The 26,148-nt window shown below is 62.9% G+C and carries 27 protein-coding genes; 4 read left to right on the top strand and 23 right to left on the bottom strand.

From position 1 onward, the window contains the following. Positions 1 to 163: 163 nt before the first annotated feature. The 13 genes from ndk to ubiT all read right to left on the bottom strand — a co-directional run bounded on the left by ndk (position 164) and on the right by ubiT (position 10,261). On the bottom strand, positions 164 to 595 hold the full coding sequence (gene ndk / locus C7I36_RS16180) for a nucleoside-diphosphate kinase (RefSeq protein WP_106454716.1): 432 nt from the start codon (positions 593 to 595) through the stop codon (positions 164 to 166). Between the two features lie 110 nt (positions 596 to 705). Then, positions 706 to 1,983, bottom strand: coding sequence for an aminopeptidase PepB (pepB, locus tag C7I36_RS16175; protein WP_106454718.1), 1,278 nt, complete (start codon positions 1,981 to 1,983; stop codon positions 706 to 708). Then, entirely contained in the window at positions 1,983 to 3,290 is a 1,308-nt protein-coding gene (gene pepB / locus C7I36_RS16170) for an aminopeptidase PepB (protein WP_106454715.1), read from the bottom strand. Before pepB (C7I36_RS16170) ends, pepB (C7I36_RS16175) begins: the two co-directional genes overlap by 1 nt. Positions 3,291 to 3,433: 143 nt before the next feature. Beyond that, on the bottom strand, positions 3,434 to 3,634 hold the full coding sequence (iscX, locus tag C7I36_RS16165; RefSeq protein WP_106454714.1) for a Fe-S cluster assembly protein IscX: 201 nt from the start codon (positions 3,632 to 3,634) through the stop codon (positions 3,434 to 3,436). A gap of 14 nt (positions 3,635 to 3,648) precedes the next feature. Further along, positions 3,649 to 3,987, bottom strand: a complete 339-nt coding sequence (gene fdx, locus C7I36_RS16160; RefSeq protein ID WP_106454713.1) for an ISC system 2Fe-2S type ferredoxin — start codon at positions 3,985 to 3,987, stop codon at positions 3,649 to 3,651. 2 nt (positions 3,988 to 3,989) lie between these two features. Continuing rightward, positions 3,990 to 5,831 (bottom strand): Fe-S protein assembly chaperone HscA, encoded by a 1,842-nt coding sequence (gene hscA, locus C7I36_RS16155; protein WP_106454712.1) that lies wholly within the window; start codon positions 5,829 to 5,831, stop codon positions 3,990 to 3,992. Between the two features lie 5 nt (positions 5,832 to 5,836). After that, the gene (hscB, locus tag C7I36_RS16150; protein WP_106454711.1) at positions 5,837 to 6,355 is read right to left on the bottom strand and encodes a co-chaperone HscB; all 519 of its coding nucleotides are present in this window, start codon (positions 6,353 to 6,355) and stop codon (positions 5,837 to 5,839) included. Between the two features lie 10 nt (positions 6,356 to 6,365). Next, on the bottom strand, positions 6,366 to 6,689 hold the full coding sequence (gene iscA / locus C7I36_RS16145; protein ID WP_106454710.1) for an iron-sulfur cluster assembly protein IscA: 324 nt from the start codon (positions 6,687 to 6,689) through the stop codon (positions 6,366 to 6,368). A 12-nt stretch (positions 6,690 to 6,701) separates the two neighbouring features. Then, the gene (gene iscU / locus C7I36_RS16140) at positions 6,702 to 7,088 is read right to left on the bottom strand and encodes a Fe-S cluster assembly scaffold IscU (RefSeq protein ID WP_106454709.1); all 387 of its coding nucleotides are present in this window, start codon (positions 7,086 to 7,088) and stop codon (positions 6,702 to 6,704) included. A gap of 31 nt (positions 7,089 to 7,119) precedes the next feature. Then, positions 7,120 to 8,334, bottom strand: coding sequence for an IscS subfamily cysteine desulfurase (locus tag C7I36_RS16135; protein WP_106454708.1), 1,215 nt, complete (start codon positions 8,332 to 8,334; stop codon positions 7,120 to 7,122). Between the two features lie 51 nt (positions 8,335 to 8,385). Beyond that, a complete protein-coding gene (gene iscR / locus C7I36_RS16130) occupies positions 8,386 to 8,883 on the bottom strand; it encodes a Fe-S cluster assembly transcriptional regulator IscR (protein ID WP_106454707.1) in 498 nt (165 codons plus the stop codon). 83 nt (positions 8,884 to 8,966) lie between these two features. Beyond that, positions 8,967 to 9,689 carry a tRNA (cytosine(32)/uridine(32)-2'-O)-methyltransferase TrmJ gene (gene trmJ, locus C7I36_RS16125; RefSeq protein ID WP_106454717.1) on the bottom strand — a complete coding sequence of 241 codons (723 nt, stop codon included), beginning with the start codon at positions 9,687 to 9,689 and terminating at the stop codon, positions 8,967 to 8,969. Between the two features lie 74 nt (positions 9,690 to 9,763). Then, complete coding sequence (gene ubiT, locus C7I36_RS16120; RefSeq protein WP_106454706.1) at positions 9,764 to 10,261, bottom strand: ubiquinone anaerobic biosynthesis accessory factor UbiT; 498 nt, start codon at positions 10,259 to 10,261, stop codon at positions 9,764 to 9,766. A gap of 147 nt (positions 10,262 to 10,408) precedes the next feature. On the opposite strand from ubiT, the gene ubiU reads away from it, so the two are divergent. Further along, positions 10,409 to 11,404, top strand: coding sequence for a ubiquinone anaerobic biosynthesis protein UbiU (gene ubiU / locus C7I36_RS16115; protein WP_106454705.1), 996 nt, complete (start codon positions 10,409 to 10,411; stop codon positions 11,402 to 11,404). A gap of 8 nt (positions 11,405 to 11,412) precedes the next feature. Further along, positions 11,413 to 12,309, top strand: a complete 897-nt coding sequence (locus tag C7I36_RS16110; RefSeq protein WP_106454704.1) for a U32 family peptidase — start codon at positions 11,413 to 11,415, stop codon at positions 12,307 to 12,309. A 23-nt stretch (positions 12,310 to 12,332) separates the two neighbouring features. Here C7I36_RS16110 and nlpI read toward each other — a convergent pair whose 3' ends face one another. From nlpI to queA, 6 genes are all read right to left on the bottom strand, one after another. Then, a complete protein-coding gene (nlpI, locus tag C7I36_RS16105; protein WP_245880145.1) occupies positions 12,333 to 13,208 on the bottom strand; it encodes a lipoprotein NlpI in 876 nt (291 codons plus the stop codon). Between the two features lie 117 nt (positions 13,209 to 13,325). After that, a complete protein-coding gene (gene secF, locus C7I36_RS16100; protein WP_106454702.1) occupies positions 13,326 to 14,270 on the bottom strand; it encodes a protein translocase subunit SecF in 945 nt (314 codons plus the stop codon). A 12-nt stretch (positions 14,271 to 14,282) separates the two neighbouring features. Next, a complete protein-coding gene (secD, locus tag C7I36_RS16095) occupies positions 14,283 to 16,136 on the bottom strand; it encodes a protein translocase subunit SecD (RefSeq protein WP_106454701.1) in 1,854 nt (617 codons plus the stop codon). A gap of 21 nt (positions 16,137 to 16,157) precedes the next feature. After that, entirely contained in the window at positions 16,158 to 16,484 is a 327-nt protein-coding gene (gene yajC, locus C7I36_RS16090; RefSeq protein ID WP_106454700.1) for a preprotein translocase subunit YajC, read from the bottom strand. A 173-nt stretch (positions 16,485 to 16,657) separates the two neighbouring features. Then, the gene (gene tgt, locus C7I36_RS16085) at positions 16,658 to 17,806 is read right to left on the bottom strand and encodes a tRNA guanosine(34) transglycosylase Tgt (RefSeq protein ID WP_106454699.1); all 1,149 of its coding nucleotides are present in this window, start codon (positions 17,804 to 17,806) and stop codon (positions 16,658 to 16,660) included. Between the two features lie 105 nt (positions 17,807 to 17,911). Continuing rightward, on the bottom strand, positions 17,912 to 18,973 hold the full coding sequence (queA, locus tag C7I36_RS16080; protein WP_106454698.1) for a tRNA preQ1(34) S-adenosylmethionine ribosyltransferase-isomerase QueA: 1,062 nt from the start codon (positions 18,971 to 18,973) through the stop codon (positions 17,912 to 17,914). A gap of 199 nt (positions 18,974 to 19,172) precedes the next feature. Between queA and C7I36_RS16075 the strand changes: the two genes are divergently transcribed. Together C7I36_RS16075 and C7I36_RS16070 are read left to right on the top strand one after the other, a co-directional pair. Continuing rightward, a complete protein-coding gene (locus C7I36_RS16075) occupies positions 19,173 to 19,682 on the top strand; it encodes a CBS domain-containing protein (protein ID WP_106454697.1) in 510 nt (169 codons plus the stop codon). Next, positions 19,679 to 20,260, top strand: a complete 582-nt coding sequence (locus tag C7I36_RS16070) for an acyl carrier protein phosphodiesterase (RefSeq protein ID WP_106454696.1) — start codon at positions 19,679 to 19,681, stop codon at positions 20,258 to 20,260. The genes C7I36_RS16075 and C7I36_RS16070 overlap by 4 nt, the downstream gene beginning before the upstream one ends. A gap of 386 nt (positions 20,261 to 20,646) precedes the next feature. On the opposite strand, the gene C7I36_RS16065 is transcribed toward C7I36_RS16070, so the two are convergent. From C7I36_RS16065 to C7I36_RS16050, 4 genes are read right to left on the bottom strand one after another with little or no spacing between them, the layout of a single operon-like run. Then, positions 20,647 to 22,464 (bottom strand): protein kinase domain-containing protein, encoded by a 1,818-nt coding sequence (locus tag C7I36_RS16065; RefSeq protein WP_106454695.1) that lies wholly within the window; start codon positions 22,462 to 22,464, stop codon positions 20,647 to 20,649. Between the two features lie 3 nt (positions 22,465 to 22,467). Continuing rightward, positions 22,468 to 23,715, bottom strand: coding sequence for a 2-oxo acid dehydrogenase subunit E2 (locus C7I36_RS16060; protein ID WP_106454694.1), 1,248 nt, complete (start codon positions 23,713 to 23,715; stop codon positions 22,468 to 22,470). Positions 23,716 to 23,723: 8 nt separating this feature from the next. Next, the gene (locus tag C7I36_RS16055) at positions 23,724 to 24,701 is read right to left on the bottom strand and encodes an alpha-ketoacid dehydrogenase subunit beta (protein ID WP_106454693.1); all 978 of its coding nucleotides are present in this window, start codon (positions 24,699 to 24,701) and stop codon (positions 23,724 to 23,726) included. Then, complete coding sequence (locus C7I36_RS16050) at positions 24,698 to 25,885, bottom strand: thiamine pyrophosphate-dependent dehydrogenase E1 component subunit alpha (RefSeq protein ID WP_106454692.1); 1,188 nt, start codon at positions 25,883 to 25,885, stop codon at positions 24,698 to 24,700. Before C7I36_RS16050 ends, C7I36_RS16055 begins: the two co-directional genes overlap by 4 nt. Between the last annotated feature and the right edge of the window lie 263 nt (positions 25,886 to 26,148).

Below are 26,148 nucleotides of genomic sequence, written 5' to 3'. Positions count from 1 at the left end.
CTTCCTTCAGACCCCACCGTTGGCCAGTGGCGCCCTTGCCAGTCGGATTGTCTTCCCCTCAGTCGGGGTGACGCCATCTTCTTTCAGATGGCCGGGTTTGCCGGCTTCGCCGGGCAAACAAAAAAAGGAGCCGAAGCTCCTTTTTTGCCGGTGCGCACGACGCTTAGCGAGTGCGCGGGCAGATTTCTTCGTCGCTGAAGAAATAGGCGATTTCGCGGGCAGCAGAAGCGGCGGCATCGGAGCCGTGCACGGCGTTTTCGTCGATGCTGTCGGCATAGTCGGCGCGCAGGGTACCGGCCAGGGCATCGGCCGGGTTGGTGGCACCCATGATTTCACGGTTGCGGCGCACGGCGTCTTCGCCTTCCAGCACCTGTACCATCACCGGGCCGGAAGTCATGAAATCAACCAGGGCCTTGAAGAAGGGACGCTCGCTGTGCTCGGCATAGAAGCCTTCGGCCTGCTCGCGGCTCAGGTGGACCATCTTGGCGGCGACGATTTTCAGGCCAGCAGCTTCAAAACGCTGGTAGATGGCGCCGATCAGGTTTTTGGCGACGGCGTCGGGTTTGACGATGGAGAAAGTGCGTTCGATTGCCATGTGGGTTCCTTAGCTAACTCGGTTCTGTCTGTAGGGTAAAACGCGCGGATTATACGTAAAGGCGCGGCAACTTCCTACCGTTGCCGGCCAATTTTCTCGTCGCGGGCGGTTCAGTCCAGCTGCTCCAGCAGGCCGGCCAAGGTCAGCATGCCAAGCCCGGTACCGCCCGCCGCCCAGTCCGCATCCGCCTGGTTGCGGTAGCTGGCGGCCAGGTCGAAGTGCAGCCAGCCCCGGCCCTGCTCGGGGGCGAAACGGGACAAGAAACCTGCCGCATTGGACGCCCCGCCCGGACCACCGCCCTTGACCGCGCGGCTGTTGGCGGTGTCGGCATAGGCGGAAGGGCATTGATCCCGGTGCCAGGGTTCAAGGGGCAATGGCCACAGGGGTTCGTGCACCGACTCGGCAATCGCCAGGGCGCGGGCCGCCAGCGGCTTGTCGAGGGCAAACAGGGCGTTATATTCCTGACCCACGGCGGTCACGGCGGCGCCGGTCAGGGTGGCGGCATCGATGATCAACCCCGCTCCCGTCTCCCTGGCCGCCAACAGGCCATCGGCCAGCACCAGCCGGCCTTCGGCGTCGGTATTGACGATTTCCACCGTGACGCCATTTTTGTAGGTAAGGATATCGCCCAGTTTATAGGCCTGGCCGGACACCAGGTTTTCGGCACAGCACAACAGCAACCGGACCCGCCGTTGCAGGCCGTTCATCATTGCCAGCCCCAGGGCGCCGGTCACCAGGGCCGCACCGCCCATGTCACCCTTCATGTGCAGCATGCCTTCGCTGGCCTTGAGGGAATAGCCGCCCGAGTCGAAGGTAATGCCCTTGCCCACCAGGCAGGCCGCTACCGGCGCCCGGGGATCGCCGGTGGGATTGACGTCGAGTTCGAGCAAGGCCGGCTCGCGGCTGCTGCCGCGTCCCACTGCGTGAATACCGACCCAACCGGCCTGCAACAGTGCCTCGCCCTTGAGAATGCGGTGGCTGACCTGGTCCGGTGCAATACCGGTCAGGAAACTGGCCGCTTCCACCGCCAGCGCCACCGGGCTAAGTTGCTCAGGGCTGGCGTTGGTCTGCTCCCTGATCCAACGGGCACAAAGCAGGCGCGCCTGGAGCCGCGCCCTGAGTGCCGGATCCTCGCCCGCCCAGTGCAGCTCACCGGGCTCCCGGCTGCTCATCCAGCCCAGGGCAAAGGCCCATTGCTGATCCAGGCTCCACTCTCCCGCCAGCTGGACCCGCCGCAACCCCTGGCTGTACAGCCGCCGGGCAGCGCGCTGGATGGCGCTCAGAGGACGGCTGCCCAGATGCACATGCATGCCTTCGGTGTCGTGACTGAGCAACGCACGGGGGCCCCACTCGGCGGACGCCGGGACCTGACTCAACCATACCCGCATCATGCCGAGGGTCCCTCGCACACCCGGGCCAGCATGGCGGCGATGGTACGCACGCCGTGCCCCTTGCCCCCGGCGGCCCAGAGATCGTTGGCGTTCTTTTGGTAGGAGGCGGATAAATCCATATGCACCCAGGCGCGGCCCTGGTCCGGCACGAAGCGGGACAGGAAGGCGGCGGCGGTGGAGGCGCCGGCCATGCCCTCGCCACCGTGCACATTGGCCATATCGGCAAAGGAAGACGACAGTTGCCCTACATGGAAGGGTTCCAGGGGCAGGTGCCAGGCTTTTTCATGTTCGTCCCGGGCGGCACGCACCATGGCCTGGGCCAGGTCGTCGTTCATGCTGAACACGGCGTTGTAGTCACGACCGAGTGCCATCTTGGCCGCACCGGTGAGGGTCGCCGCGTCCAGGATGAAGGGAGCGCCGGTCTCGCTCGCCGCCAGCAGGCCGTCGGCCAGCACCAACCGGCCTTCGGCATCGGTATTGAGCACTTCAACGCTGATGCCGTTTTTATAGGTAAGGATGTCGCCCAGCTTGTAGGCGTGACCGGACACCAGATTCTCGGCGCAGCACAGGAACAGCTTGACCCGCTTGCCCAGTCCGCGCTGGATGGCCAGGGCCAGGGCGCCGGTCACGGTGGCAGCGCCGCCCATGTCGGACTTCATCACCGCCATGCCGTCGGACGGCTTGATGCTGTAGCCGCCGGAATCGAAGGTAATCCCCTTGCCCACCAGGCAGGCCGCCACCGGGGCGCCGGCGTCACCGGTGGGGTTGTAGTCGAGCTCGAGCAGGGTCGGCGGCCGCTCGCTGCCCCGGCCCACCTGGTAGATGCCCACATAACCGAGATCCTTGAGTTGCTCGCCGCTGTAGATGCGGTAGCTCACCGCCTCGGGCGCCAGGGCCTGGAGGAACTTGCCGGCTTCGGTGGCCAGCGCGGCCGGGTAAATGTCTTCCGGGGTGCCGTTGATCATCTCCCGCACCCAGCGGCAGGCGCGATCCCGGGCCTCCAGCTCGGCCCGCTCCTCGGGCGAGGTGGTACCGAATTCGAGCTGCTGTCCGCCCTTGGCGTTGTAGAAGCCCTGGGCAAAGGCCCAGCGGCTTTCCAGGGTCCAGTCCTCCCCGGCCAGCGCCACCTGCTTGATGCCCATGGCATCGAGCTTGCGCCCCGCCTGCTGGGCCTTCTGCACCAGTGCGGCGGTGTCGGTCACATGGACCCGGGCCTCGTCGTCCCGGAAACTCAACAGCGCCTTGTCGCCCCAGTGGGCGGCGGCGGCTTCGTGGCTCAGTATGACCTTCATGGTTGCAGGCATAACACGTCCTTAATTCTGTTGACGGAAAACGGAAAAAGCCACAGTCGGACTGTGGCTTGAAGCAAAACTGGAAGCTAGAAGCTAGCACATAAACGGCCTTGGACAGACGTCAATCCTGATCCTTCCAGCTCATGGCTTCCGGCTTATTCGTATTCATCCAGCCAGGCCATGATCACGGCCTCAAGGATACGCTCGTTGCTGTGCTTGGGAGCATCATCGAACTCTTCCAGTTCGCAGATCCATCGGTGCAGGTCGGTAAAACGCACCGTTTTCGGATCCACTTCCGGATACTGCTCCAGCAGAGCCAGGGCTATCTCCTGGCTATCGCTCCATTTAAGACTCATATGACCTCCCTGGGTCAATGTCCCTCAGATACCATATTCACCGTATATTTGGGGATCTCCACCACCAGATCTTCAGCGTCTACCCGAGCCTGGCAGCCGAGACGGGATTCGGGCTCCAGCCCCCAGGCTTTGTCCAGCATGTCGTCTTCCAGCTCACTGCTTTCTTCCAGCGAATCGAAACCTTCACGCACTATGATATGGCAGGTGGTGCAGGCACAGGATTTTTCACAGGCATGTTCAATGTCGATGCCGTTGCGCAAAGCCACGTCCAGTACGGTTTCACCCGGGTTGGCCTCCACCGCGGCCCCTTCGGGGCATAGCTCGGCATGGGGCAGGAATACGATTTTTGGCATCTTTACACCTTGTCAACACGTTGGCCGGCCAGCGCCTTGCGGATGGAGGCATCCATCCGGCGGGCGGCAAAATCGGCGGTTTGTTTGTCGGTTTGTTCTATGGCCTGCTTGATGGCCTCGGCATCGTCACCCTCGGCGGTATTGCGCAGGGTTGCAACGGCGGCTGAGATGGCCGTCCGCTCCGCCTCGCTCAGCAGATCACCGTCGACCTGCAGGGCGCTGAGGATATTTTCCACGACCCGGGCGGCCTCCACCTTCTGCTCGGCCAGCATGCGGGCGGCGATATCGTCCCGGGCATGCTCGAAGGAAGCCTTCAGCATACTGGCGATGTCATCCTCGTTGAGGCCGTAGGAGGGTTTGACTTCTATGCTGGCCTGCACGCCGGAGGATTTTTCCATCGCGCTGACCGACAGCAGGCCATCCGCGTCCACCTGAAAGGTAACCCGGATATGAGCAGCGCCTGCGGCCATCGGCGGAATGCCGGTAAGCACGAAACGGGCCAGGGAACGGCAGTCGGCCACCAGCTCCCGTTCGCCCTGTACCACGTGGATGGCCATGGCGGTCTGGCCGTCCTTGAAGGTGGTAAACTCCTGGGCCCGGGCCACGGGGATGGTGGTGTTGCGCGGAATAATCTTCTCTACCAGCCCCCCCATGGTCTCCAGTCCCAGGGACAGGGGGATGACATCGAGCAGCAACATGTCGCTGTCGGGCTTGTTGCCGATCAGGATATCCGCCTGGATGGCAGCACCGATGGCCACCACCTTGTCGGGATCCAGGCTGGTCAGCGGCTCGCGACCGAAGAAGTCACCGACCCGGCTGCGTACCAACGGCACCCGGGTGGAGCCACCCACCATCACTACCTGGCGTACCTCGTCGGCGCTGACGCCGGCATCTTTCAGGGCACGCCGGCAGGCCAGCAGGGTCTTGTTGACCCAGGGCTGGATCAGGGCGTCAAATTCGTTCCGGGTCAGTTCGCCTTGCCAGCCTTCCCAGTCGATGCTAACACGGCTGCAGTCAGTCAGCGCCACCTTGGCGGCGGTTGCGGCATCCAGCAGGTTGCGCTGCTGGGCCGGGGTCAGTTCGGTGATGCCGGCATTATGCTGGATCCAGTCGGCCAGGGCGTGATCGAAGTCATCGCCGCCCAGGGCAGAGTCGCCACCGGTGGCCAGTACCTCGAACACCCCCTTGTGCAGGCGCAGGATAGAAATGTCGAAGGTACCGCCTCCCAGATCGTAGACGGCAATCACCCCCTCCTGACCCGAATCCAGGCCATAGGCGATAGCCGCGGCGGTGGGCTCGTTGAGCAGCCGCAATACCTCCAGGCCGGCAAGTCTCGCCGCATCCTTGGTACCCTGTCGCTGGGCATCATCGAAATAGGCAGGCACGGTGATCACCGCACCCTGTACCGGATTGCCAAGGCTGTACTCGGCCCGCTCGGCCAGGGTCTTCAGGATGTCGGCCGATACCTGCACCGGATTGACCGTGCCCCTGGGCGTGTTGATGCCGATGATGCCATTTTCGCTGGCACTGAAATCATAGGGCAGCTTATGCCGGGGCACATCGGCCAGGGCCTTGCCCAGCAGGCGCTTGACCGAAACGATGGTATTTCGCGGATCCAGCTCCGCCTCGCGCCGGGCATCGTGCCCCACGCGCAGGCCATCGGCGGTATAGTGCACCACTGAAGGCAACAGTTCGCGGCCCTGCTCATCGGGCAGAGTTTCGGCCAGGCCGCTGCGTACCACGGCAACCAGGGAATTGGTGGTGCCCAGATCGATGCCGACCGCCCATTTGTGCTCGTGAGGAGCCGCGCTCTGGCCCGGCTCGGATATCTGTAATAATGCCATGGGATTCAGAATTCCTGCTGCGCTTCTTCCAGCCGCTCAAGTTCCGCAAGCAGCTTGGTCATGAACTTGAGTTTGCGGACCGCATCGGCGGCCTCGCTCCAGCATCCCAGTTCCAGCTGTTCGGCCAGCGCCCGGTAAAGGGCATCCGCTTCGCCCTGCAGTTCCCGATCAAATGCCAGGATGGCGGAAAAGACGTCGGCGGCGGCAGGGATCTCTTCCAGCTGCTCCCGCCACGCCATCTGCTGCATCAGGAACTCGGGATCCTTCAGCGTCTGCTGTTCGCCACGGATGTCAACACCGCGCAAAGACAACAGATATTCGGCGCGCGCCAGGGGATGCTTGAGGGTGGAAAAGGCGTCGTTGATGTGGGCGGCACGTTGTACCGCCTGCAGACGCTCCCGCTCGGGGCGGGAGGCGAATTTGTCGGGATGGAACTGCATCTGCAGTTGGCGATAGGTATCGGCCAGCACCTGGCTGTCGAGGGAGAATTGCTCGGGCAGGCCAAACAGCTCAAAGTAGTTCATGCCGATATCCTTAAACGTTGAAGCTTTCGCCGCAACCGCACTCCCCGTTGACATTGGGGTTGTTGAACTTGAATCCTTCGTTAAGGCCTTCCTTCACAAAGTCCAGTTCGGTGCCATCCAGATAAACCAGGCTTTTGCTGTCGACGATCACCTTCACTTCGCCATGTTCGAACACCTGGTCGCCATCGGACAGTTCATCCACGAACTCCAGCACATAGGCCAGGCCGGAGCAGCCGGATGTTTTGACCCCCAGCCGCAACCCCAGGCCCTTTCCCCTGTTGTTCAGAAATGCCTGCACCCGTTTGGCTGCCGCGTCGGTAATGGTGATCGCCATAATGTCTCCGTCTTACGCCAGGTTTTTCTTTTTCTTGTAATCGTCAATCGCCGCCTTGATGGCATCTTCCGCCAGAATGGAGCAATGGATTTTCACCGGCGGCAGCGCCAGTTCGGCGGCGATGTCGGTGTTCTTGATACTGGCCGCCTCGTCCAGGCTCTTGCCCTTGACCCACTCGGTGATAAGCGAGCTGGAAGCAATGGCCGAACCACAACCGTAGGTCTTGAACTTGGCATCCTCGATGATGCCGTCGTCGCTGATCTTTAATTGCAGTTTCATTACGTCACCGCAGGCCGGGGCACCCACCATACCGGTGGCCACGTTGGGATCGTTCTTGTCAAAACCACCGACGTTGCGGGGGTTTTCATAGTGGTCTATTACTTTTTCGCTGTAAGCCATGATTCAGTTCCTCACCAATGCTGTCGGCACCTTAGTGGTGCACCCACTCAACTTTTTCCAGATCAACGCCGTCCTTGAACATCTCCCACAGAGGAGACATCTCGCGCAGGCGGCCGATGGCATCGTTGACCAGGCGTACGGCATAGTCGATGTCTTCTTCAGTCGTGAAACGGCCAATGCTGAAGCGGATGGAGCTGTGCGCCAGCTCGTCGTTCAACCCCAGGGCACGCAGTACATAGGACGGCTCCAGGCTGGCGGAGGTACAGGCAGAGCCGGACGACACCGCCAGATCCTTGAGCGCCATCATCAGGGATTCGCCTTCCACATAGGCGAAGCTGATGTTGAGAATGCCGGGCACCCGCTGTTCCAGGTCACCGTTGACGTAGACTTCTTCAATGTCTTTCACGCCGTTGTAGAGACGGTCACGCAGGGTGCGAATACGCTCGCCCTCGGTGGCCATTTCTTCCCTGGCGATGCGGAACGCTTCGCCCATGCCCACGATCTGATGGGTCGGCAGGGTGCCGGAGCGCATGCCGCGCTCGTGGCCGCCGCCGTGCATCTGGGCTTCCAGCCGTACCCGCGGCTTGCGGCACACATAGAGGGCGCCGATGCCCTTGGGGCCGTAAATCTTGTGGGCGGACAGGGACAGCAGATCGATGTTCATCTCCTGCACATCCACCGGAATTTTGCCGGCGCTCTGGGCAGCATCCACATGGAACATGATTTTGCGGCTACGGCACAGCTCGCCGATGGCCTTGACGTCCTGAATCACGCCGGTCTCGTTGTTCACGTGCATGATGCTCACCAGCACGGTGTCGTCACGCAGGGCGTTTTCAATCTGCTCAAGGGTGAACAGACCGTTGGGCTGGGGTTCGAGGTAAGTGACCTCGAAACCTTCCCGCTCCAACTGGCGGCAGGGATCCAGCACCGCCTTGTGTTCGGTCTTGGAGGTGACGATATGCTTGCCTTTTTTGCCGTAGAAATTGGCGATGCCCTTGATGGCCAGGTTGTCGGACTCGGTGGCGCCGGAAGTAAATACGATTTCCCGCGGGTCGGCGTTGATCAGTTCGGCTATCTGGTTACGGGCGATATCGACCGCCTCTTCGGCCTGCCAGCCGAAACGGTGCGAACGGGAAGCCGGGTTACCGAAAATACCGTCCAGGGTAAGGTATTGCATCATTTTTTCGGCGACGCGCGGATCTACCGGGCAGGTAGCCGCATAGTCGAGATAAATGGGCAGTTTCATCATATTCTCCGTTCCAACGCTGCCCTGTTCGGCAGTCTTGTCATCGACATTTTAAAGTTGAACTTTAACGCTCACGGGCTGATTACCGGGGTCTCCCAGGCTCAGCATGCTCAGGTGGTTGTCCTGCTGTCCGGAAATACGCCGAACGTCTTTTTGGCTGACCAGTTCGGCCAGGCTGATGCCATCGAGAAAATTACTGATACGGTCACTGAGCGCACACCACAGAGAGTGGGTCAGGCACTGGTTGCCGCTCTGGCAGTCACCCTTGCCCTGGCACTTGGTGGCGTCCACCGATTCGTCGACGGCGGCAATCACTGCCCCCACCGAGATGGCCGAAGCCTGCATGCCCAACAGGTAACCACCGCCCGGACCACGCACACTGCTTACCAGACCTTGCTTGCGCAGGCGGGCGAACAGTTGTTCCAGGTAGGACAGGGAAATACCCTGCCGCTCCGAGATGTCGGCCAGCGACACCGGGCCGGTGTCGGCATGGAGGGCCACATCCAGCATGGCAGTCACCGCATAGCGCCCTTTCGATGTCAGTCTCATGTGATCAAACCGTTTCCAGACATGGGCTCAGGGTGTCATACCCGAGTGTTTCAGTCAAGTATTTATCCGACCAAAACACTCAGCTATTCGGCTCCCCGGTTCCGGCGCTGGATAGATGTCAGGATGCCACGCAGTATGTTCAGTTCATGTGATTCGGGCCTGGCCCGGTTAAACAACCGGCGCAGCTTGGTCATCACCTGGCCGGGATGCGGTTGGATGATAAAACCGGTGTCCAGCAGGGTCTGTTCCAGATGCGCGTAAAACCGCTCCAGATCCGCCGACAGCGGGTACTCCTGCTCCACCACCGGCTGGCTGTCGCTGGCCAGCCAGGCCATCCTCACCTCGTAGCTCAGGGTTTGCACAGCCATCGCCAAATTGAGAGAGCTGTATTCCGGGTTGGCGGGAATGGCCACATGATAGTGGCATTGCTGCAGCTCTTCGTTGGTCAGGCCGGTACGCTCCCGGCCGAACACCAACGCCACCCTGTGCCGAGGGGCTTCGGCCATCGCTTTTTGTCCCGCCTCGCGGGCATCGAGCATGGGCCAGGACCAGGTGCGCGAACGGGCGCTGGTACCGATCACCAGGCCACAATCGGCTACCGCCTCGGCCAGGGTGGGCACAATACGGGCCTTGGCCAGAATGTCACTGGCCCCTGCCGCCAGGGCCACGGCCTGGCCATCAGGTGCACTGACCGGCTCGACCAGGCACAGATCACCCAGCCCCATGGTCTTCATAGCGCGGGCGGCGGAGCCGATGTTGCCGGTATGTGAGGTATTCACCAGCACGATGCGTACTTGCTCAAGCATATCCACTACAGATCCTACAGTGCTCAAGGCGCAGGATTCTAGCACAGTCGCCCTGGCGGATCAGGTGTTATCCTTCAGCCCCGGACAGGGTGCCTATCGGCCTGTGCCAGCACCGCAGCCATTCCCCCCAGCAACCGGCGAAACCAGACCGGTTGCCGGCCGGGCTCGAGCCGGTCGAGCAGGTTCTTGCATTCCAGGCCCAGCTCGGTGTCACCGGTAATCAGCAACCGACGCTGGAAAAACAGGGTATCCGGGTCCTTATCGCCGTGGCTGAGCCGGACCAGATCGTTGAACGCGGCCCGGATCACGACATCCGCCTCCCCCTCCGGCAGTACCCGCAGCCCTTCACCGGCCAGGGTCAAGGTCAGCCGATAGTCCATATCCGGCACCCATATCTGCAAACGACGCCCGTCGAGAAAGGCCAGTTCACCCTGGCGCAGCGGCTCGGCCAGTATCCGCCGCAACAGGGCCTCCAGCAGCGGTGCCTGGACCCGGAGGGGCAGCAGGGACAGTGGTTGCTTCAGGCAACCGGGACCATGCTGGCTGAGACGATGGCAGATGGCGGACAGCATAAAACCTCCTTGCAAAAAGCCTATCTCAGCACGGACGGCGCCATCCCGCCCTGCGCCAAATCAAATTGGCATCATTTGTTTCAAATCAAATACCCCTTCATCATTCGCCGCTAGACTGGCCGCCTTCTGAACCACGGAGCCATCAACATGGAACTGCTCTGTCCGGCCGGCAGCCTGCCGGCCCTGAAATCCGCGGTCGACCAGGGCGCCGATGCCGTTTATATCGGCTTCAAGGACCAGACCAATGCCCGCCATTTCGCCGGCCTCAATTTCACTCCCCACAGCCTGCAACAGGGTATCGACTATTTGCGCCGGCACGGCCGCAAACTGCACGTAGCCATCAACACCTTCGCCCACCAGGGCAACGAGGCGGTATGGCAAGCTGCGGTGGATCAGGCCGTGGCCCTGGGCGCCGACGCGCTGATCATCGCCGATACCGCCATCCTCGCCTATGCAGCCCGCAACCATCCCGACACCGAACTGCATCTGTCGGTACAAGCCAGTGCCACCAACGCCGCCGCCATCCGCTTTTTCCGGGAGAATTTCGGCGTACGCCGGGTGGTGCTGCCGCGCGTCTTGTCCATCCAGCAGGTTCGCCAGATAGCCAGGGACACCGATGCCGAGCTGGAGGTGTTCGCCTTCGGCAGCCTGTGCATTATGGCTGAGGGGCGCTGCTACCTTTCCTCCTATCTTACCGGGGAAAGCCCAAATACGGTGGGCGCCTGTTCTCCGGCCCGCTTTGTACGCTGGGAAGAACGGGACGGCCGGCTCGAATCGCGCCTCAACGAAGTCCTGATCGACCGCTTTGCCCCGGACGAACAGGCCGGTTATCCCACCCTGTGCAAAGGCCGTTTCGAGGTAGACGGGCAACGCTTCCATACCCTGGAAGAACCCACCAGCCTCAATACCCTGAGCCTTATCCCCGACTTGCTCCGGCTGGGCGTTAAATCGGTCAAGATAGAAGGGCGCCAGCGCAGTCCGGCCTATGTAGCCCAGGTCACCCGGGTCTGGCGCCAGGCGCTGGACGCCTGCCTGCAAGCACCTGACCGCTATGGGGTCGAGCCAGCCTGGCAACGGCAGCTCGACGCCGTCTCCGAAGGCAGCCAGACCACCCTGGGTGCCTATCACCGCAAATGGCAATAGGAACACATATGCAAGTTCATCTGGGCCCCCTGCTGTTTTTTTGGCCACGGCAACAGGTTGAGGCATTTTATCAGGCGGCGCTCGCCACTCCCTGCCGGCGCATCTATCTGGGCGAAACCGTCTGCCCCAAGCGGCGGGAGCTGAAAACCGCCGACTGGCTGGCCCTGGCGCGCGAACTCGCCGCCGCCGGAAAAGAAGTGGTGCTGTCTACCTTGGCGTTGATCCAGGCGCCGGCGGAACTGCTCACCATCAAAAAACTGTGCGAACAGGGCGAGCTGCAAATAGAAGCCAACGATCTGGGCGCGGTGCAACTGGCCATTGAGCGGGGCCTGCCCTTCGTCGGCGGTCCGGCACTCAATGTCTACAACCTCGAGACCCTGCGGCTGTTGCTGGATAAAGGCATGACCACCTGGGTACCACCGGTGGAATTGTCCCGGGCCTGGCTGTGGGATATTCATCAGGCGGCCAAGGCAGCGGGGATCCGATCCCGGTTCCAACTGGAAGTGTTCGGCTACGGCTACCTGCCCCTGGCCTACTCGGCCCGCTGCTTTACCGCCCGGGCGGAAAACCGGCCCAAGGACGAGTGCGAACTGGTGTGCATTCACTATCCCAGCGGCCGTCAGGCCAATACTCAGGAAGGCCAGCCGGTGTTCAACCTCAACGGCATCCAGACCCAGTCAGGGTATTGCTACAATCTGATCAACGACCTGGCGGGGATGCACGACTGGGTGGATGCGGTGCGCCTCAGCGCCCACAGCCCCGAATGCCTGGCCTGGATTGAGCGTTTTGCCAAGCCCGCCGGCGGTGCCCCCTACCCGCTCGCCTCGCGCTTTTGCAACGGTTACTGGAACCAGTTGCCGGGCATGGAGTGGCTGCCGTCGCCGGCCGTTCTGGCAGAAGCATAAGAAGGGGGCCATGTGGCCCCCTGTTAACGTTTAAGCCGTGCCTGCTGGCCAATCAGGTCCAGCTCCAGCAACGAATAGCGATGCTCGACGAAGTCGTAGATGTTGGTGGCCAGGGCCAGCTTGAAATACACCTCGGCCTGCTCCGGCTGGCCGTTGCGCTGGGCCTGTTTGGCCAGATAGAAGTAGGCCTCGCACAGCATCTCGGCCAGTTGCTGGTTGTCCTGGCTTTCTTCCGCAATGCGGTTGAGCAGTTGCTCATCGCTGATCCGGCCAAGGTAGACATTAACGATATCCCAGGCCCATTCATCGGTACCGTGGCGCAGCAGGTGAGCCTCCAGCTCTTCCCGGGCCGATTCGGGATCGACCTTCTCGCGCGCCAGATACCACCACAGCAAACGATAGGGATCACTTGGGTCTTCCTCAAGAAACACCCTTAAATCTCGAGCCGCCAGGCCGGGCCGCCCGCCGTAATAGAGGGCGATGCCCCGGTTGAGGTTGGCATAGCGGTAATCGGGTGCCAGCTCCAGGGCGGAGTCGAAGGCCTCGTAGGCCTCGTCGAATTCCTGATTCTGGGTCAGGTAGACACCGTTGAGGTTGTAGGCGTCGGCAAAATCGGGACGCTCGCGTAGGGCCCGGTTAAAGTCCAGCCGGGCCATGGCCCGCAGGCCGACGCGATCAAACACCACACCACGCTGGAAGAACAGCTCGGCCCGCTGCTCCGGGGTCAGGCCGGGGGCGTTGATCATCTGTCCCAGACGGGCGATACCCAGTTCGCTTTCGTAAGAAACCTGCATCGGTACCGGCAATACCAAGGTGGGCGTGACGGCCTTGGGGGCACTGCAGCCGGCCAGCATCAGACCAACAAGGGCCAAAGGACCGAGCAAAAATCTGTCTTTCAAGTCGGCTCCGAACTTGTCTAATTATGACCACATGTTATGCAGCTCCATGACGTTTGTCATGTCGCAAATGCACTCCACAACAAAAAGGGGCACAACAGGCCCCTTTGAGTCATGACATTACGGCAGCGGCTCCTGATCCGCCCCTTCCTTCTCCACCTGCACCGGCAGCATGTGCTCCCGTTGCACCCCGAGCAGCATGGCCCAGGCGCTGGCGATATAGATGGACGAGTAGGTGCCAAAACCAATGCCCAGCAGCAAGGCGGTGGCAAAACCGTGGATCAGTGCGCCGCCCTTGAGGAACAGCGCCACCACCACCACCAGGGTGGTGGCCGAGGTGATCAGGGTCCGGCTCAGGGTATCGGTAATGGCCTCATCGAACACCTGGGCTGTGGTGGTGTCCCGCACCCGGCGGAAGTTTTCCCGCACCCGGTCGAACACCACTATGGTGTCGTTGAGGGAGTAACCCACCACCGTCAACAGGGCCGCCACTATGGTGAGATCCACCTCAATCCGCAGCCAGGAGAACACACCCAGGGTGATGATGACATCGTGGGCCAGGGACAGCACGGCACCGGAGGCCAGCCGCCATTCGAAGCGCATCCCCACGTACACCAGGATGCACAACAGCGCCACCAGTATCGCCAGTCCGCCCTGTTCGGCCAGTTCCTTGCCGATGGCGGGGCCGACGAACTCCAGCCGTTTCATCTCGGCGGACGGCGACAGCTGCTGCATGGCGGCCAGCACCGCCTCACCCTGTTGCTGGACATCCACCTGCTCCTGAGGCGCCAGCCGGATCAACAGATCCCGGCTGGTGCCGAAATGCTGTACCGTGGCCCCGGGCAGGCCGGCGCCCGCCAGGCTGTCGCGCACCCCATCCAGCTCTACTGCCTGTTCGAAGGCCACTTCCACCACGGTGCCGCCGGTAAAGTCCAGGCCCCAGTTCAGGCCCCGGGTAAACAGGCTGAAAAAGCACAGGGCGATCAACACCAGCGACAGTACCGTCGCCGGCTTGGAGTAGTGCATAAAGCGGATGGGCGCCTTGGTCTTGAGGATTTCAAACATGGCTCAGTTTCCTCATATGGACAGTTTGCTGAGACGCTTGCCGCCCCAGATCAGGTTGACCAGCGCCCGGGTGCCCACGACGGCGGTAAACATGGAGGCAAGGATCCCTATCATCAGCGTCACCGCAAAGCCCTTGATGGGGCCAGTGCCCACCGCAAAGAGGATGATGGCGGTGATAAAGGTGGTGATGTTGGCATCGGCAATGGTACTGAAGGCCTTCTCGTAACCGATGTGGATGGCCTGCTGTACCCCGCGTCCGTCCCGCAACTCCTCGCGGATCCGCTCGAAGATCAGCACATTGGCGTCCACCGACATCCCTATGGTGAGCACGATGCCGGCGATGCCCGGCAACGTCATGGTGGCTCCCGGCACCATCGACATCACGCCGATGATGATCACCACGTTGGCCAGCAGCGCCACATTGGCCACCAGGCCGAACTTGCGATAGTAGATGGCCATGAACAGCACCACCGCCAGCATGCCGTAGACCATGGCCATCAGGCCGTTTTCCACGTTCTGCTGGCCCAGACTCGGGCCTATAGTGCGCTCTTCCACGATCTGGATGGGCGCAATCAGGGCACCGGCACGCAACAGCAGGGCCAGGTTTTGTGCCTCGGCCATGGAGTCGATACCGGTGATGCGGAAACTGCGTCCCAGCCGCGACTGTATGGTGGCCACGTTGATGACTTCCTGATCCTTGCGGAACTTGCGGGAGCCGTCTTCATCGCGCTCGTCGGTGGGCTTGTATTCGGTGAACACGGTGGCCATGGGCCGGCCCACATTATCCTTGGTAAAGTCGGCCATGCGGCTGCCGCCGGGGGCATCCAGGCTGATATTCACCTGCGGCCGGCTGAACTCGTCCATGCCCGAACTGGCGTCGACAATATGCTCACCGGTAAGGATGATGCGCTTTTGCAGTACGACAGGCCGGCCACTGCGATCACTGAACAGCTCGCTGTTGGGCGGTACCCGGCCGGTAGTCGCGGCGGCCACATCGGCGCTTTCGTCCACCAGGCGGAATTCCAGGGTGGCGGTGGCGCCGAGGATTTCCTTGGCCCTGGCAGTATCCTGGATGCCGGGCAGTTGTACCACGATGCGCTCGGCCCCCTGGCGCTGCACCAGTGGCTCGGCCACGCCCAGCTCGTTGACCCGGTTGCGGATGATGGTGATGTTCTGCTGCAGGGCATATTCCTTCACTTCCTTCAGCCGCTGCTCGCTCATCACCGCAAACAGGCCGGCGTTGTCGCCGCTGTCGCGCTCGGAAAACACCAGATCGGGATAGCGGCCGCGCAGGTAGCTCAGGGCCTGGTTGCGCACCTCGGCCTCGCGGAACACCATCAGGGCACCGCCATCCTGGGCCAGGACGCCGGAGTAACGCAGGCGTTGCTCGCGCAGGTCGGTACGGAAGTCCTGCACCATTTGCTCTTGCACCCGGTTGAGGGCTTCGTCCATATCCACTTCCATCAGGAAATGCACGCCGCCGCGCAGGTCAAGGCCCAGCTTGAGCGGGCCGGCCCCGATGGCCTCCAGCCAGGCCGGAGTGGACGGGGCCAGGTTGAGGGCGGTGATATAGTCCTCGCCCAGGGCCTCGGCCACCAGGTCCTTGCCCCTGAGCTGGTCGTCGGTATTGCGAAAACGGATCAGTAACTGGTTATCGGCCAGGGCAGCGCTTTTCACGTCGATGCCGGCTTGTTGCAGGCTCTGCTGGGCCTGGGTCAGGATGGCGGGAGTGACCTGGGTACCACGGGAGCCCGACACCTGCAGGGCGGGATCTTCGCCGAACAGATTGGGTGCTGCATAAAGAAAACTGATGGTGATCACGAAGATCACCATCAAGTATTTCCACAGCGGATATCGATTCAACACGCTGTGCTCCTCGACAGGGGATTAGAGGGACTGGATGGAGCCCTTGGGCAGGACGGCAGTGATGAAGTCCTTCTTGATGGTGACCTGGGTCTGTTCGCTCAGGCTCAGTACCACATAGTCATTGTCGGCGGAGATTTTGGCAATCTTGCCCACCAGGCCGCCGTTGGTCAGCACTTCGTCGCCCTTGCTCAGGGAGGACATCAGGTTCTTGTGCTCTTTCACCCGCTTGGACTGGGGACGGAAGATCATGAAGTAGAAGATCAGGCCGAACACGACCAGCATGATGATCATTTCCATACCGCCGCCGGCGGCGCCGCCCTGGGCATAAGCCTTGGAGATAATATCCATTCGTTTTGGTTCCTCGTTGATGGTTAAAAGTTGGATACCGAGTCACAACCCGCCAGGCCGCGGAAGGATACAGCTAAGCCGACCGTGACATGCCAGGGATGGCATGTCCGAGCGTACATGGATGTATTCACAGCGTGTCGGCGTGCTGTGCCTTCCGGTGCCCGGCTGCGAGCTCAATGGTCACAATCTGTTTGTTCACTCTGGCCCAATGGCGGCACGGGTCTGCCCTGCCGGCCATAGAACTCAGCTACAAAGTCGTCTAATTTACCCTGCTCTATGGCTCCGCGTAAACCTTCCATCACCCGCTGGTAGTAACGCAGGTTATGAATGGTGTTTAAACGCGCACCCAAAATCTCGTTGCACTTGTCCAGATGATACAGATAGGCACGGGAATAGTTTTTACAGGTGTAGCAGTCGCAATCGGCATCCAGCGGGCCGGTGTCGGTCTTGTGTTTGGCGTTGCGAATTTTCACCACGCCGTCGGTGGTGAACAGATGGCCGTTGCGGGCATTGCGGGTGGGCATCACGCAGTCGAACATGTCTATACCCCGGCGCACCCCTTCCACCAGATCCTCCGGCTTGCCCACCCCCATCAGGTAGCGGGGCTTGTCGGCAGGAATTTTCGGGCAGGTGTGCTCCAGCACCTTGTGCATCTCGTGCTTGGGCTCGCCCACCGCCAGACCGCCCACGGCGTAGCCGTCAAAGCCAATCTCGAGCAGCCCTTCCAGGGACTGATCCCGCAGATCTTCGTAAACACTGCCCTGGATGATACCGAACAGGGCATTCTTGTTGCCCTGCTTGTCGAAATGATCCCGGGATCGTTTGGCCCAGCGCAGGGACATTTCCATCGACTTTTTGGCTTCTTCCCAGGTCGCCGGGTAGGGAGTGCACTCGTCCATGATCATCACGATGTCGGAACCCAGATCGTACTGGATCTCCATCGACACCTCGGGCGACAGGAAGATCTTGTCGCCGTTGACCGGATTGCGGAAATAGACGCCTTCTTCGGTGATCTTGCGGATATGACCCAGGCTGAACACCTGAAAGCCGCCGGAGTCGGTGAGGATGGGGCCCTGCCAGTTCATAAAGTCGTGCAGATCCCCGTGCAGCTTCATCACCTCCTGGCCCGGACGGATCCACAGGTGGAAGGTGTTGCCGAGCAGGATCTGGGCGCCGGTGGCGGCCACTTCTTCCGGGGTCATGCCCTTGACGGTGCCGTAGGTGCCCACCGGCATAAAGGCCGGGGTTTCCACCACGCCCCGGTCGAACATCAGCCGGCCGCGGCGGGCGCGGCCATCGGTGGTTTGCAGTTCAAATTTCATCGGTTACCTCTGTTGGCCGGAGAAACAGTCCGACCTTTATATCGGGGATTGGGGACTAGGGATCAGGGACTGGTTGCGGGCGCCTGCAGACACCTTGACCAGTCCCTATTCCCCAGTCCCGAGTCCCAGCTGTTTAGTAATAAACATGGCATCGCCATAGCTGAAAAAGCGATAGCGCTCCGCCACCGCCGCCCGGTAGGCGGCCATGATGTGGTCGTGGCCGGCGAAGGCGCTGACCAGCATGATCAGGGTCGACTCGGGCAGGTGGAAGTTGGTAATCATGGCATCCACCAGCTGGAAGCGATAACCCGGGTAAATAAAGATATCGGTATCGCCGTAGAAGGGGGCAAGCGGCTCGCCCTTGCCCAGGCTGGCCCGGGCGGCGCTTTCCAGGGAGCGCACCGAGGTGGTGCCCACGGCGATCACCCGGCCGCCCCGGGCGCGGGTGGCGTCAATCTGCGCCACCACCTCGGCCGGCACTTCGATATATTCGGCGTGCATCTTGTGTTCAAGCACATTGTCCACCCGCACCGGCTGGAAGGTGCCGGCGCCCACATGCAGGGTGATAAAGGCCAGTTCGACACCCTTGGCCTGGAGTTCGGCTAGCAGCGGTTCGTCAAAATGCAGGCCGGCGGTGGGGGCCGCCACGGCGCCCGGCTTTTCGTTATAGACGGTCTGGTAGCGCTCCTTGTCGGCCTCGGTGTCGGGCCGGTCGATATAGGGCGGCAACGGCATGTGGCCCACCGCCTCCAGAATCTCGAGCACGGTGCGCGGGTCGTTGAATGCGATTTCGAACAGGGCGTCGTGGCGCGCCAGCATGGTGGCCCTGACGTCCGGCTCCAGGATCAGTTCGGCCCCCGGCTTGGGCGACTTGGAGGCGCGCACATGGGCCAGCACCCGCTTGTCGTCCAGCACCCGCTCCACCAGCACTTCCACCTTGCCGCCGCTGGCCTTGTGGCCGAACAGCCGCGCCGGTATCACCCGGGTGTTGTTGAACACCAGCAGATCACCCGGGTTGACCAGATTCAGGATGTCGCCGAAGCGGCCGTGCACCAGGGCGCCGCTGTTGCCGTCCAGCTGCAGCAACCGGCTGGCGGTACGCTCCGCCGTGGGGTGGCGGGCAATCAACTCGTCGGGGAGCTCGAAATGGAAATCACGGACCTGCATAGACAACCTCTTGTTATAACGGGCGCTAGTCTAGTGAGGCTGCATCACGGGATCAAGGCAATTCGGCCCGGGGCCTGCGCCATGGAATATGCCACGCAGGGAACAAGAGCACGGCAGAAACTTCCGCCCCACCGTGACCGGGGTCATATTACCCGCCCCCTTGCTTGGGCTATCTTGATATAAAAAGAGGAGAAGCATCATGCCAGCCGTCGTTTCCGAAATCATGTCACGCAAGGTTATCGGCCTGCCCCCGTCCGCCAGCCTGGCGGAGGCCCGCACCCTGATGCAGCGCCATCATATCCGCCATCTGCCAGTGCTGGAGCAGGACAAGCTGGTGGGCCTGGTCAGCCAGCGGGATATCCTGGCGGCCCAGGAGTCCAGTCTGGAAAAGGGCACCAATGGCCACTTCCTGCAGCAACACACCCTGGCGGAGATCATGGTGACCGGGGTCACCACCGTCAGCCCCAGGGCCGGCATCCGCGAGGCGGCCCTTTACCTGCAAAAACACAAGTACGGCTGCCTGCCGGTGGTGGACAAAGGCAGGCTGGTGGGCATCGTCACCGGCAGCGATTTCGTCGCCGTGGCCATCCACCTGCTGGAGGTGCTGGACAACCAGCTGGCCGACGAAGACGAAGACGACGACGAGCTGGACGAGCTGGATCTGACGCCGGACGCCCAGGATTATCAGGACGGCTCGCGGGATCTATGAATTACCTGGCCCACCTGCACCTGGCCCATATCAGCCGGACCAGCCTGGCCGGCGCCCTGCTGGGGGAGTTCGCCCGGGGCGCCATAGACCCGGCCCTGCCCCCGGAGCTGCAACTCGGCATCCGGCTGCACCGGCGCATCGACAGCTTCACCGATGCCCATCCGCGGCACCTCGGAGCGGTGCGCGCCCTGCCCAGCCCCTTTCGCCGCTACGGCGGCATCATCATGGACATGATGTTCGATCACTTCCTGGCCCGGCACTGGTCCCGCTACCATCCCTGGGCGCTGGCCGACTTTATCGGCTACAGCCACCGCCGGCTGCAGCCCGGGGCACACTGGCCACCGGACATGGTCATGCTGGTGGAGCGGCTCAAGCAACACCGGCTGCTGGCCCAGTACCGGAGCCTGGAGGGCATCACCCGGGCCATTATCCGCATCGGCGGCCGCTTTCGCCGCCCCACCCCCCTGCCCGACTGCGCGCCCCTGCTGCGGGCCCATTACGACGAGATGGAGCAGGCCTTTCTCGCCTTCTACCCCGAGTTGCAGGACTTTGTGCTGAGCCAGACCCGACGGGATTAACATCTGTTTAAGACGTAGGCCATCGGCCAAAGCACACAGCTCCTCCGGCACGCCGTGGGACCTGATACTCGCCATGTCGGCCTGCTGCGAACATTCACTGGATGTTCGGTCAGGCCGAAATGGCTCGTCACGGCGAGCAAACTCACCCCCTGGGGGCTCCGCCGCGCCCTCCCTGGCGCGGAGGGCCGGCGGAGCTGCGCCCTTTGTCCTCCCTGTCGCCCTGCAGCCGCCTGCAGGCACCACTATCAGACGGTATCAGGGCTTGAAGGAGGCAACAGGGATTGCCTCCGCCGAGCGCCACAGGGATGCTTGAAGCGGGTCGGCGAAGGTGGCCCTGTTGCCTCTTCCTCTTCTTCTTCGTAACAAACAGCCAAAAAGTACCACCGTTAAGCCCTGGGATTGGCCGGATAGAACAGCTCGGGCTGCACCGGCTGGTGGGAAAAGAAGCGGGTATTCTTGTGGGGCAGCTTCATAAATCCCCCCACCCCCTGGTCGCTGATCAGCGGTATCTTGTCCACGATAAAGGCGAGCAGCGCCCGAAACTCCTCCTCGGCGCCCCGGTCCAGCAGCCGGTAGTAGCTGTGCAGCTTGAGGTAGAGCGGCGTCACCTCGAAGATGATACAGCCGGTATGGTGGATGCGGTTCAGGCGGGCGATGGCGTCCACGATGGCGTAGGGCAGCACCAGCTGTTCGTCCGGATCCCGGCCGTCCTCGAAATAGGAATGCTGGCGGCTGGCGTCGTCGGTGCTGGGAATGTCCGCCAGCCGGTAGGGGATACGGGTGCCGGGCGGTGGCAGGAAGGGGCTGTGCTCGTCGGAGCGGCTCAGGTGGAGGGTGTTGCGGGCGTTGAACAGGCAGGCCTTGAACACCCCTATCCTGTCGATGGCCCGGGCCAGCATCACCACGTTGTTGACCGCCACCGCGAAGGCCTCCTTCAGCGCCTGGTCGTAGAGGTTGAGGCTGGAGTCGATATAGACGCCCTCCTCCTCCCAGTGGATGGCGAGCCCCCCCACCACCGGGTAGCGGCCGATCCGGCTCACCGCCGCCACGAACGCCTTCTCGGTCTCGCCCATGCCCGCCAGGTAGTTCTTGTAGTAGCGCTCCAGTTGGGCGTCGTCCACGTAGTGGATGCCCTCCTCCTCGCTGTGCTCGCGCAGGAAGGACTTGCGCGAGGAGTACACCACGGTATCCATCTCGTGCGGCTCCGGGCTGACCCACACCGGCAGTTGCGGGCTGTCGTCGAACAGCACCAGGGTCGGCAGCACCAGCCGCTTCAGACGCGGCATGGCGGCCAGGAAATAGTCTCCGGCCCGCCGGCGCAGCCCGGCGTCCTCGGACAGCAGGCCGTCCAGCATCAGCGCGAATTCCCGGGGCAACCCCAGGCTGGTCGCCGGCAGGGCCCGGCAGCCGAAGCGGCAGGACTGGCCCGAGGCCAGGGCGTAGAGGGTGCCGGCCACCCCCTGCTCGTCGAAACGGGGGCTGGACAGCCCGCCCTCCCGCTGTTCGGGGCCGATGAAATAGACGTCCCCCAGGCGGGCGTTGGAATGCTGCAGATCCGCCGACATCAGCGCCATCACGTTGCTGGCCACGAACTGGCCGTCGCTGTCGGTCTGGGCGAACACCGAGGAGCCCCAGTCCACCAGGCTGATCCGCCCCGACTCCGGGTCGAACACGATGTTGGAGGGCTTGATGTCGCCGTGCACCAGGGGCGCGGGCTGGCCGTCCTTGTGGTGGTGGCGCAGGGCCTGCAGCAGGTCGGCCAGTTGGGCGGCGATGTCCACCAGCAGCCGGGGCGGCAGCCGCCCCGTCTTCAGGCTGAACCGCTCCAGATCCTCCCCCCGGGCCCGCCCCATCATCAGGATGCCCTGCTTTCTCACCACCTGGTAGGTGATGTAGCGGGGCACCAGGGGGTGGCTCACCTGGGACAGCATATAGGCCTCGTCGGCCAGCCGCTCGCGGATGTGCGGCGGCAGGTTGATGCGGGAAAACTTGAAGGCCACCTCCTCGCCGTCGGCGCCGACCCCGACGAAGGTAAAGCCGTAGGCGCCCTTGCCCGCCAGGCTGATCCGGCGATAACCGAGCTTCTCCAGCTCGCCCATGCACAGGGCTATCCAGTCCTTCAGTTTCCTGGCGTCGTTGGCGTTGAGCAGATAGATGGACTGCTCTTCCGGAATATAGAAGTTGCGCAGCTGGTGCCGGTACATGGCTCAGGCCAGTTGCGCCAGCATCAGCTCCGGCTGCTCCAGGTACTGCCGCCAGCGGTTGTTGAAGCGGGCCAGGGTGGCGCCGTCGATCACCCTGTGGTCCGCCGACCAGCACACCGTCATCAGCTGTTGTGCCTCCACCTCGCCCGCCGCGTTGAAGCGGGGCAGGCGCTGCAGGCGGCCGAGGGCGGCGATGGCCAGTTGCGGCGGGTTCACCACCGGGGTGGACAGGGTGCCGCCCAGCACCCCGATGTTGGACAGGGTGATGGTGCCCCCCTGCAGCTCGGCGGGGGACAAGCCGCCCCGGCGCGCCGCCTCGCTCAGCCGCTCCAGCTCGGCGGCGATGGCCAGCAGGGATTTCTGCTCGCAATGCCTGATGGTGGGCACCAGCAGGCCGGCCTCGGTGTCCACCGCCACCCCGACATGGTGGTGATCCTGGTAGCGGAGGCTGGCGCCGTCCTCGCCCAGGCGGGCGTTGAGCAGGGGATACTGCTTCAGGCACAGGGACAGTGCCTTGATAAAGAAGGGCAGCAGGGTCAGCCGCGCGCCCTCGGCGGCGAAGGCGGGCTTGAGCTTGTCCTTGAGCGCCAGCAACTGGTCCAGGCGGAACTCGTCGCAAAAGGTGAAACGGGGGATGCCGAGGGAGGCGGTCATCTGCCGGGCCATGGCGGCACGCACGCCTCTGAGCGGCTCCTCCCGGTCGGCCGGCGCCGCCGGCTCGGCCGGGGCTGGCGCGGCGCCCGCCTCCCGCCGGGCCAGGTAGGCCTCGATGTCCTCCTTGTAGACCCGGCCCTTGTCACCGGAGCCGGGCACCTGGCCGATATCCACCGACAGCTCCCGGGCCAGGCGCCGTACCGCCGGGCTCGCCACCGCCCGGCCGCCGGCCGGTGCCGCCGGTGAAACCGCCGGCTGAGCGCTGGCCGCCTCGCTCTCCGGCCCGGGAGCCGCGGGCTCGGCGGCCTGACCCGGTGCCGGCGGGGATGCCTGGCTGGCCGCCTTGCCGTCGTTGGTCACGGCCACTTCCATCTCGAACAGGGGCGCATGCACCCGCGCCATCTCGCCCTTGGCCACGTACAGCCGGGTGATGGTGCCCCCATGCACCGCCGGTATCTGCACCAGGGCCTTGTCGGTCATCACGTCGCAAATGGCCTGATCCTCGGCCACCTTGTCGCCTTCCCCGACCAGCCACTCCACCAGTTCGCATTCCACTATGCCCTCGCCGATATCCGGCAGGTAGAAATCCTGTTTCATGCCGCCCCCTAGAAGTTCACCGTCCGCACTATCGCCTCGAAGGTCTTGAGGTGATCCGCCATGTATTCCTTCTCCAGCGCCAGGGGATAGGGCGTATCCAGACCGCAGACCCGGGCGATGGGGCTTTCGAGGTGCAGGAAGCAGTGTTCCTGCACGGTGGCGGCGATTTCACCGGCCATACCGCCGGTGAGCGGCGCCTCGTGGTTGACGAGCAGGCGGCCGGTTTTCATCACAGAGCCGATCACCGTTTCTACATCCCAGGGTAAAAGGCTACGCAAGTCGATAATTTCGCAGGAAATATTCTGCTGCCCGGCCAGCTCCGCCGCCTTTTGCAACACCTCCATCTGGGCGCCCCAGGCCAGCAGGGTAATATCGCTTCCCTCCTGCACCACCTCGGCCCTGTCCAGCGGCAGCGGGTCATCCCCCTCGTCCACTTCGCCCACGGCGGCACGGTAGAGCCGCTTGGGCTCGAAGAACAGCACCGGATCCGGACATTCGATGGCCGCCAGCAACAGCCCCCTGGCCTGGGCCGGATCCCGGGGTACCAGTACCCGCAGGCCGGCGGTATGCACGAAATAGGCCTCCGGCGACTGGCTGTGATAGTGGCCGCCGGCGATGCCGCCGCCGTAGGGCGTTCGGATCACCAGGCCGCCCACATCGAACTGGTTGCCGGAACGATAGCGGAACTTGGCGGTTTCGTTGACGATTTGATCGAACGCCGGATAGATGTAGTCGGCGAACTGGATCTCGGCCACCGGTTTGAAGCCCCGGGCCGCCATGCCGTTGGCGAAGCCAATGATGCCCTGCTCGGTGAGGGGGGTATTGAAGCAGCGGTGCTTGCCGTATTTGTCCTGCAGCCCGCTGGTGGCCCGGAACACGCCGCCGAAGTGGCCCACGTCCTCGCCAAAGCAGACCACGCGCTCGTCCCGGGCCATGGCCAGATCCAGGGCCTGGTTGACTGCCTGCAACAGATTCATCCTGGTCATTTTTTCAGCCTCCCCGCCGTCGCGACATAATGCTCCGGATAGCGCAGCACCTGCTCCCGCAGGGCGGCAAGTTGTTGCTCGAGCCGTACCGGGGGGCTTGCGTAGACATCGCTGATCAGGCTCTCCAGGGGGGGCTTGGGCAAGGGTTCGGCCTGCTTGAGCGCGGCCAGAATCTGCTGGCGCAGCCGGTCCGTTTCCCGGTTATCCTCGGCGTCGTCCAGCCAGCCCTGATGCTGCAGCCAGAGCCGGAACCGGGCCAGGGGATCGCGCCGGCGCCAGTGTTCCTCCTCCTCCCGGGAGCGATAGCCGCTGGGATCGTCGGACGAGGAATGAGCTCCCAGACGGTAGGAAATAGCCTCGATCAGGATGGGCTGGGGCTGGTCCATGATCCTTGCCCGGGCCAGGCGGGTGGCTTCATACACCGCCAGGGCGTCGGCCCCATCGACCCGGATGGCACTGATACCATAGCCTGCCGCCCGGCTGGCAATGCCATCGCCCAGGAACTGTTCGCTGGCCGGGGTGGAAATGGCATAGCCGTTGTTGCGACAAAAGAAGATCACCGGTGCCCGCAGCACCGCCGCCATGTTGAGCCCGGCATGAAAGTCTCCTTCCGAGGCCGCGCCCTCGCCGAAATAACAGAGGGTCAACGCCGCCTCCCCCGCCAGCCGCTGGGCGTAGGCATAGCCCGCGGCCTGGGGGATCTGGGTCGCCAGGGGCGAGGAAATGGTCATGAAATTGAGCGCTTTGCTGCCATAATGCACCGGCATCTGCCGCCCCTTGCCCAGATCCCGCTCGTTGGAAAACAGCTGGTTCATGAACTGCTCCAGGGTGAAGCCCCGATAGTGCAGTGCGCCCTGCTCCCGGTACTGGGCCATGATCATGTCCGCCGGATCCAGGGCGGCGGCACTGGCCACCGCTTCGGCCTCCTCGCCCAGGCTCTGCAGGTAAAAGCTGATCCGGCCCTGGCGCTGGGCCGCCAGCATGCGCTCATCGAGCAGGCGGATGAACACCATGCTGCGATGCATGGCCAGGGCGGTGTCCCGGTCCAACCCGGGATCCCGGGCATCGGCATAGAGCCGGCCATCGTCCCTGAGCAGGCGCAACGTGGCGATGGCCGGCCCCCGGGGGTCCACAAACCTGGCCTGGTGGATGGTGCCGCTGCCTGCATTGTTTGGATTGGTCATGACCTCGCTCCCATCACCCCCGGCAAACCGGGAAAGGGGCCGCCGTTGGCACGACAGCTCAATATGACGCCAATTATAACACCTGGGCAACAAAGCGACGGGGCCAGCCAGGTCTTGCCGGCTTCGCCGAGCAAACAATCGAGTAGGGTGAGGCGTTACCGCCTCATCCCTCTCACAGAACCGTACATACGGGCCACGTATACGGCTCATGCCATTAACTTACCCCGAACTCGGGGACAGTGATGCCGGTTTTGACCTTCGCA

Origin of the sequence: Zobellella taiwanensis, assembly GCF_003012795.1 — a bacterium.
GTDB lineage: Bacteria > Pseudomonadota > Gammaproteobacteria > Enterobacterales > Aeromonadaceae > Oceanimonas > Oceanimonas taiwanensis.
This window is presented reverse-complemented; position numbering and strand designations above follow the sequence as displayed.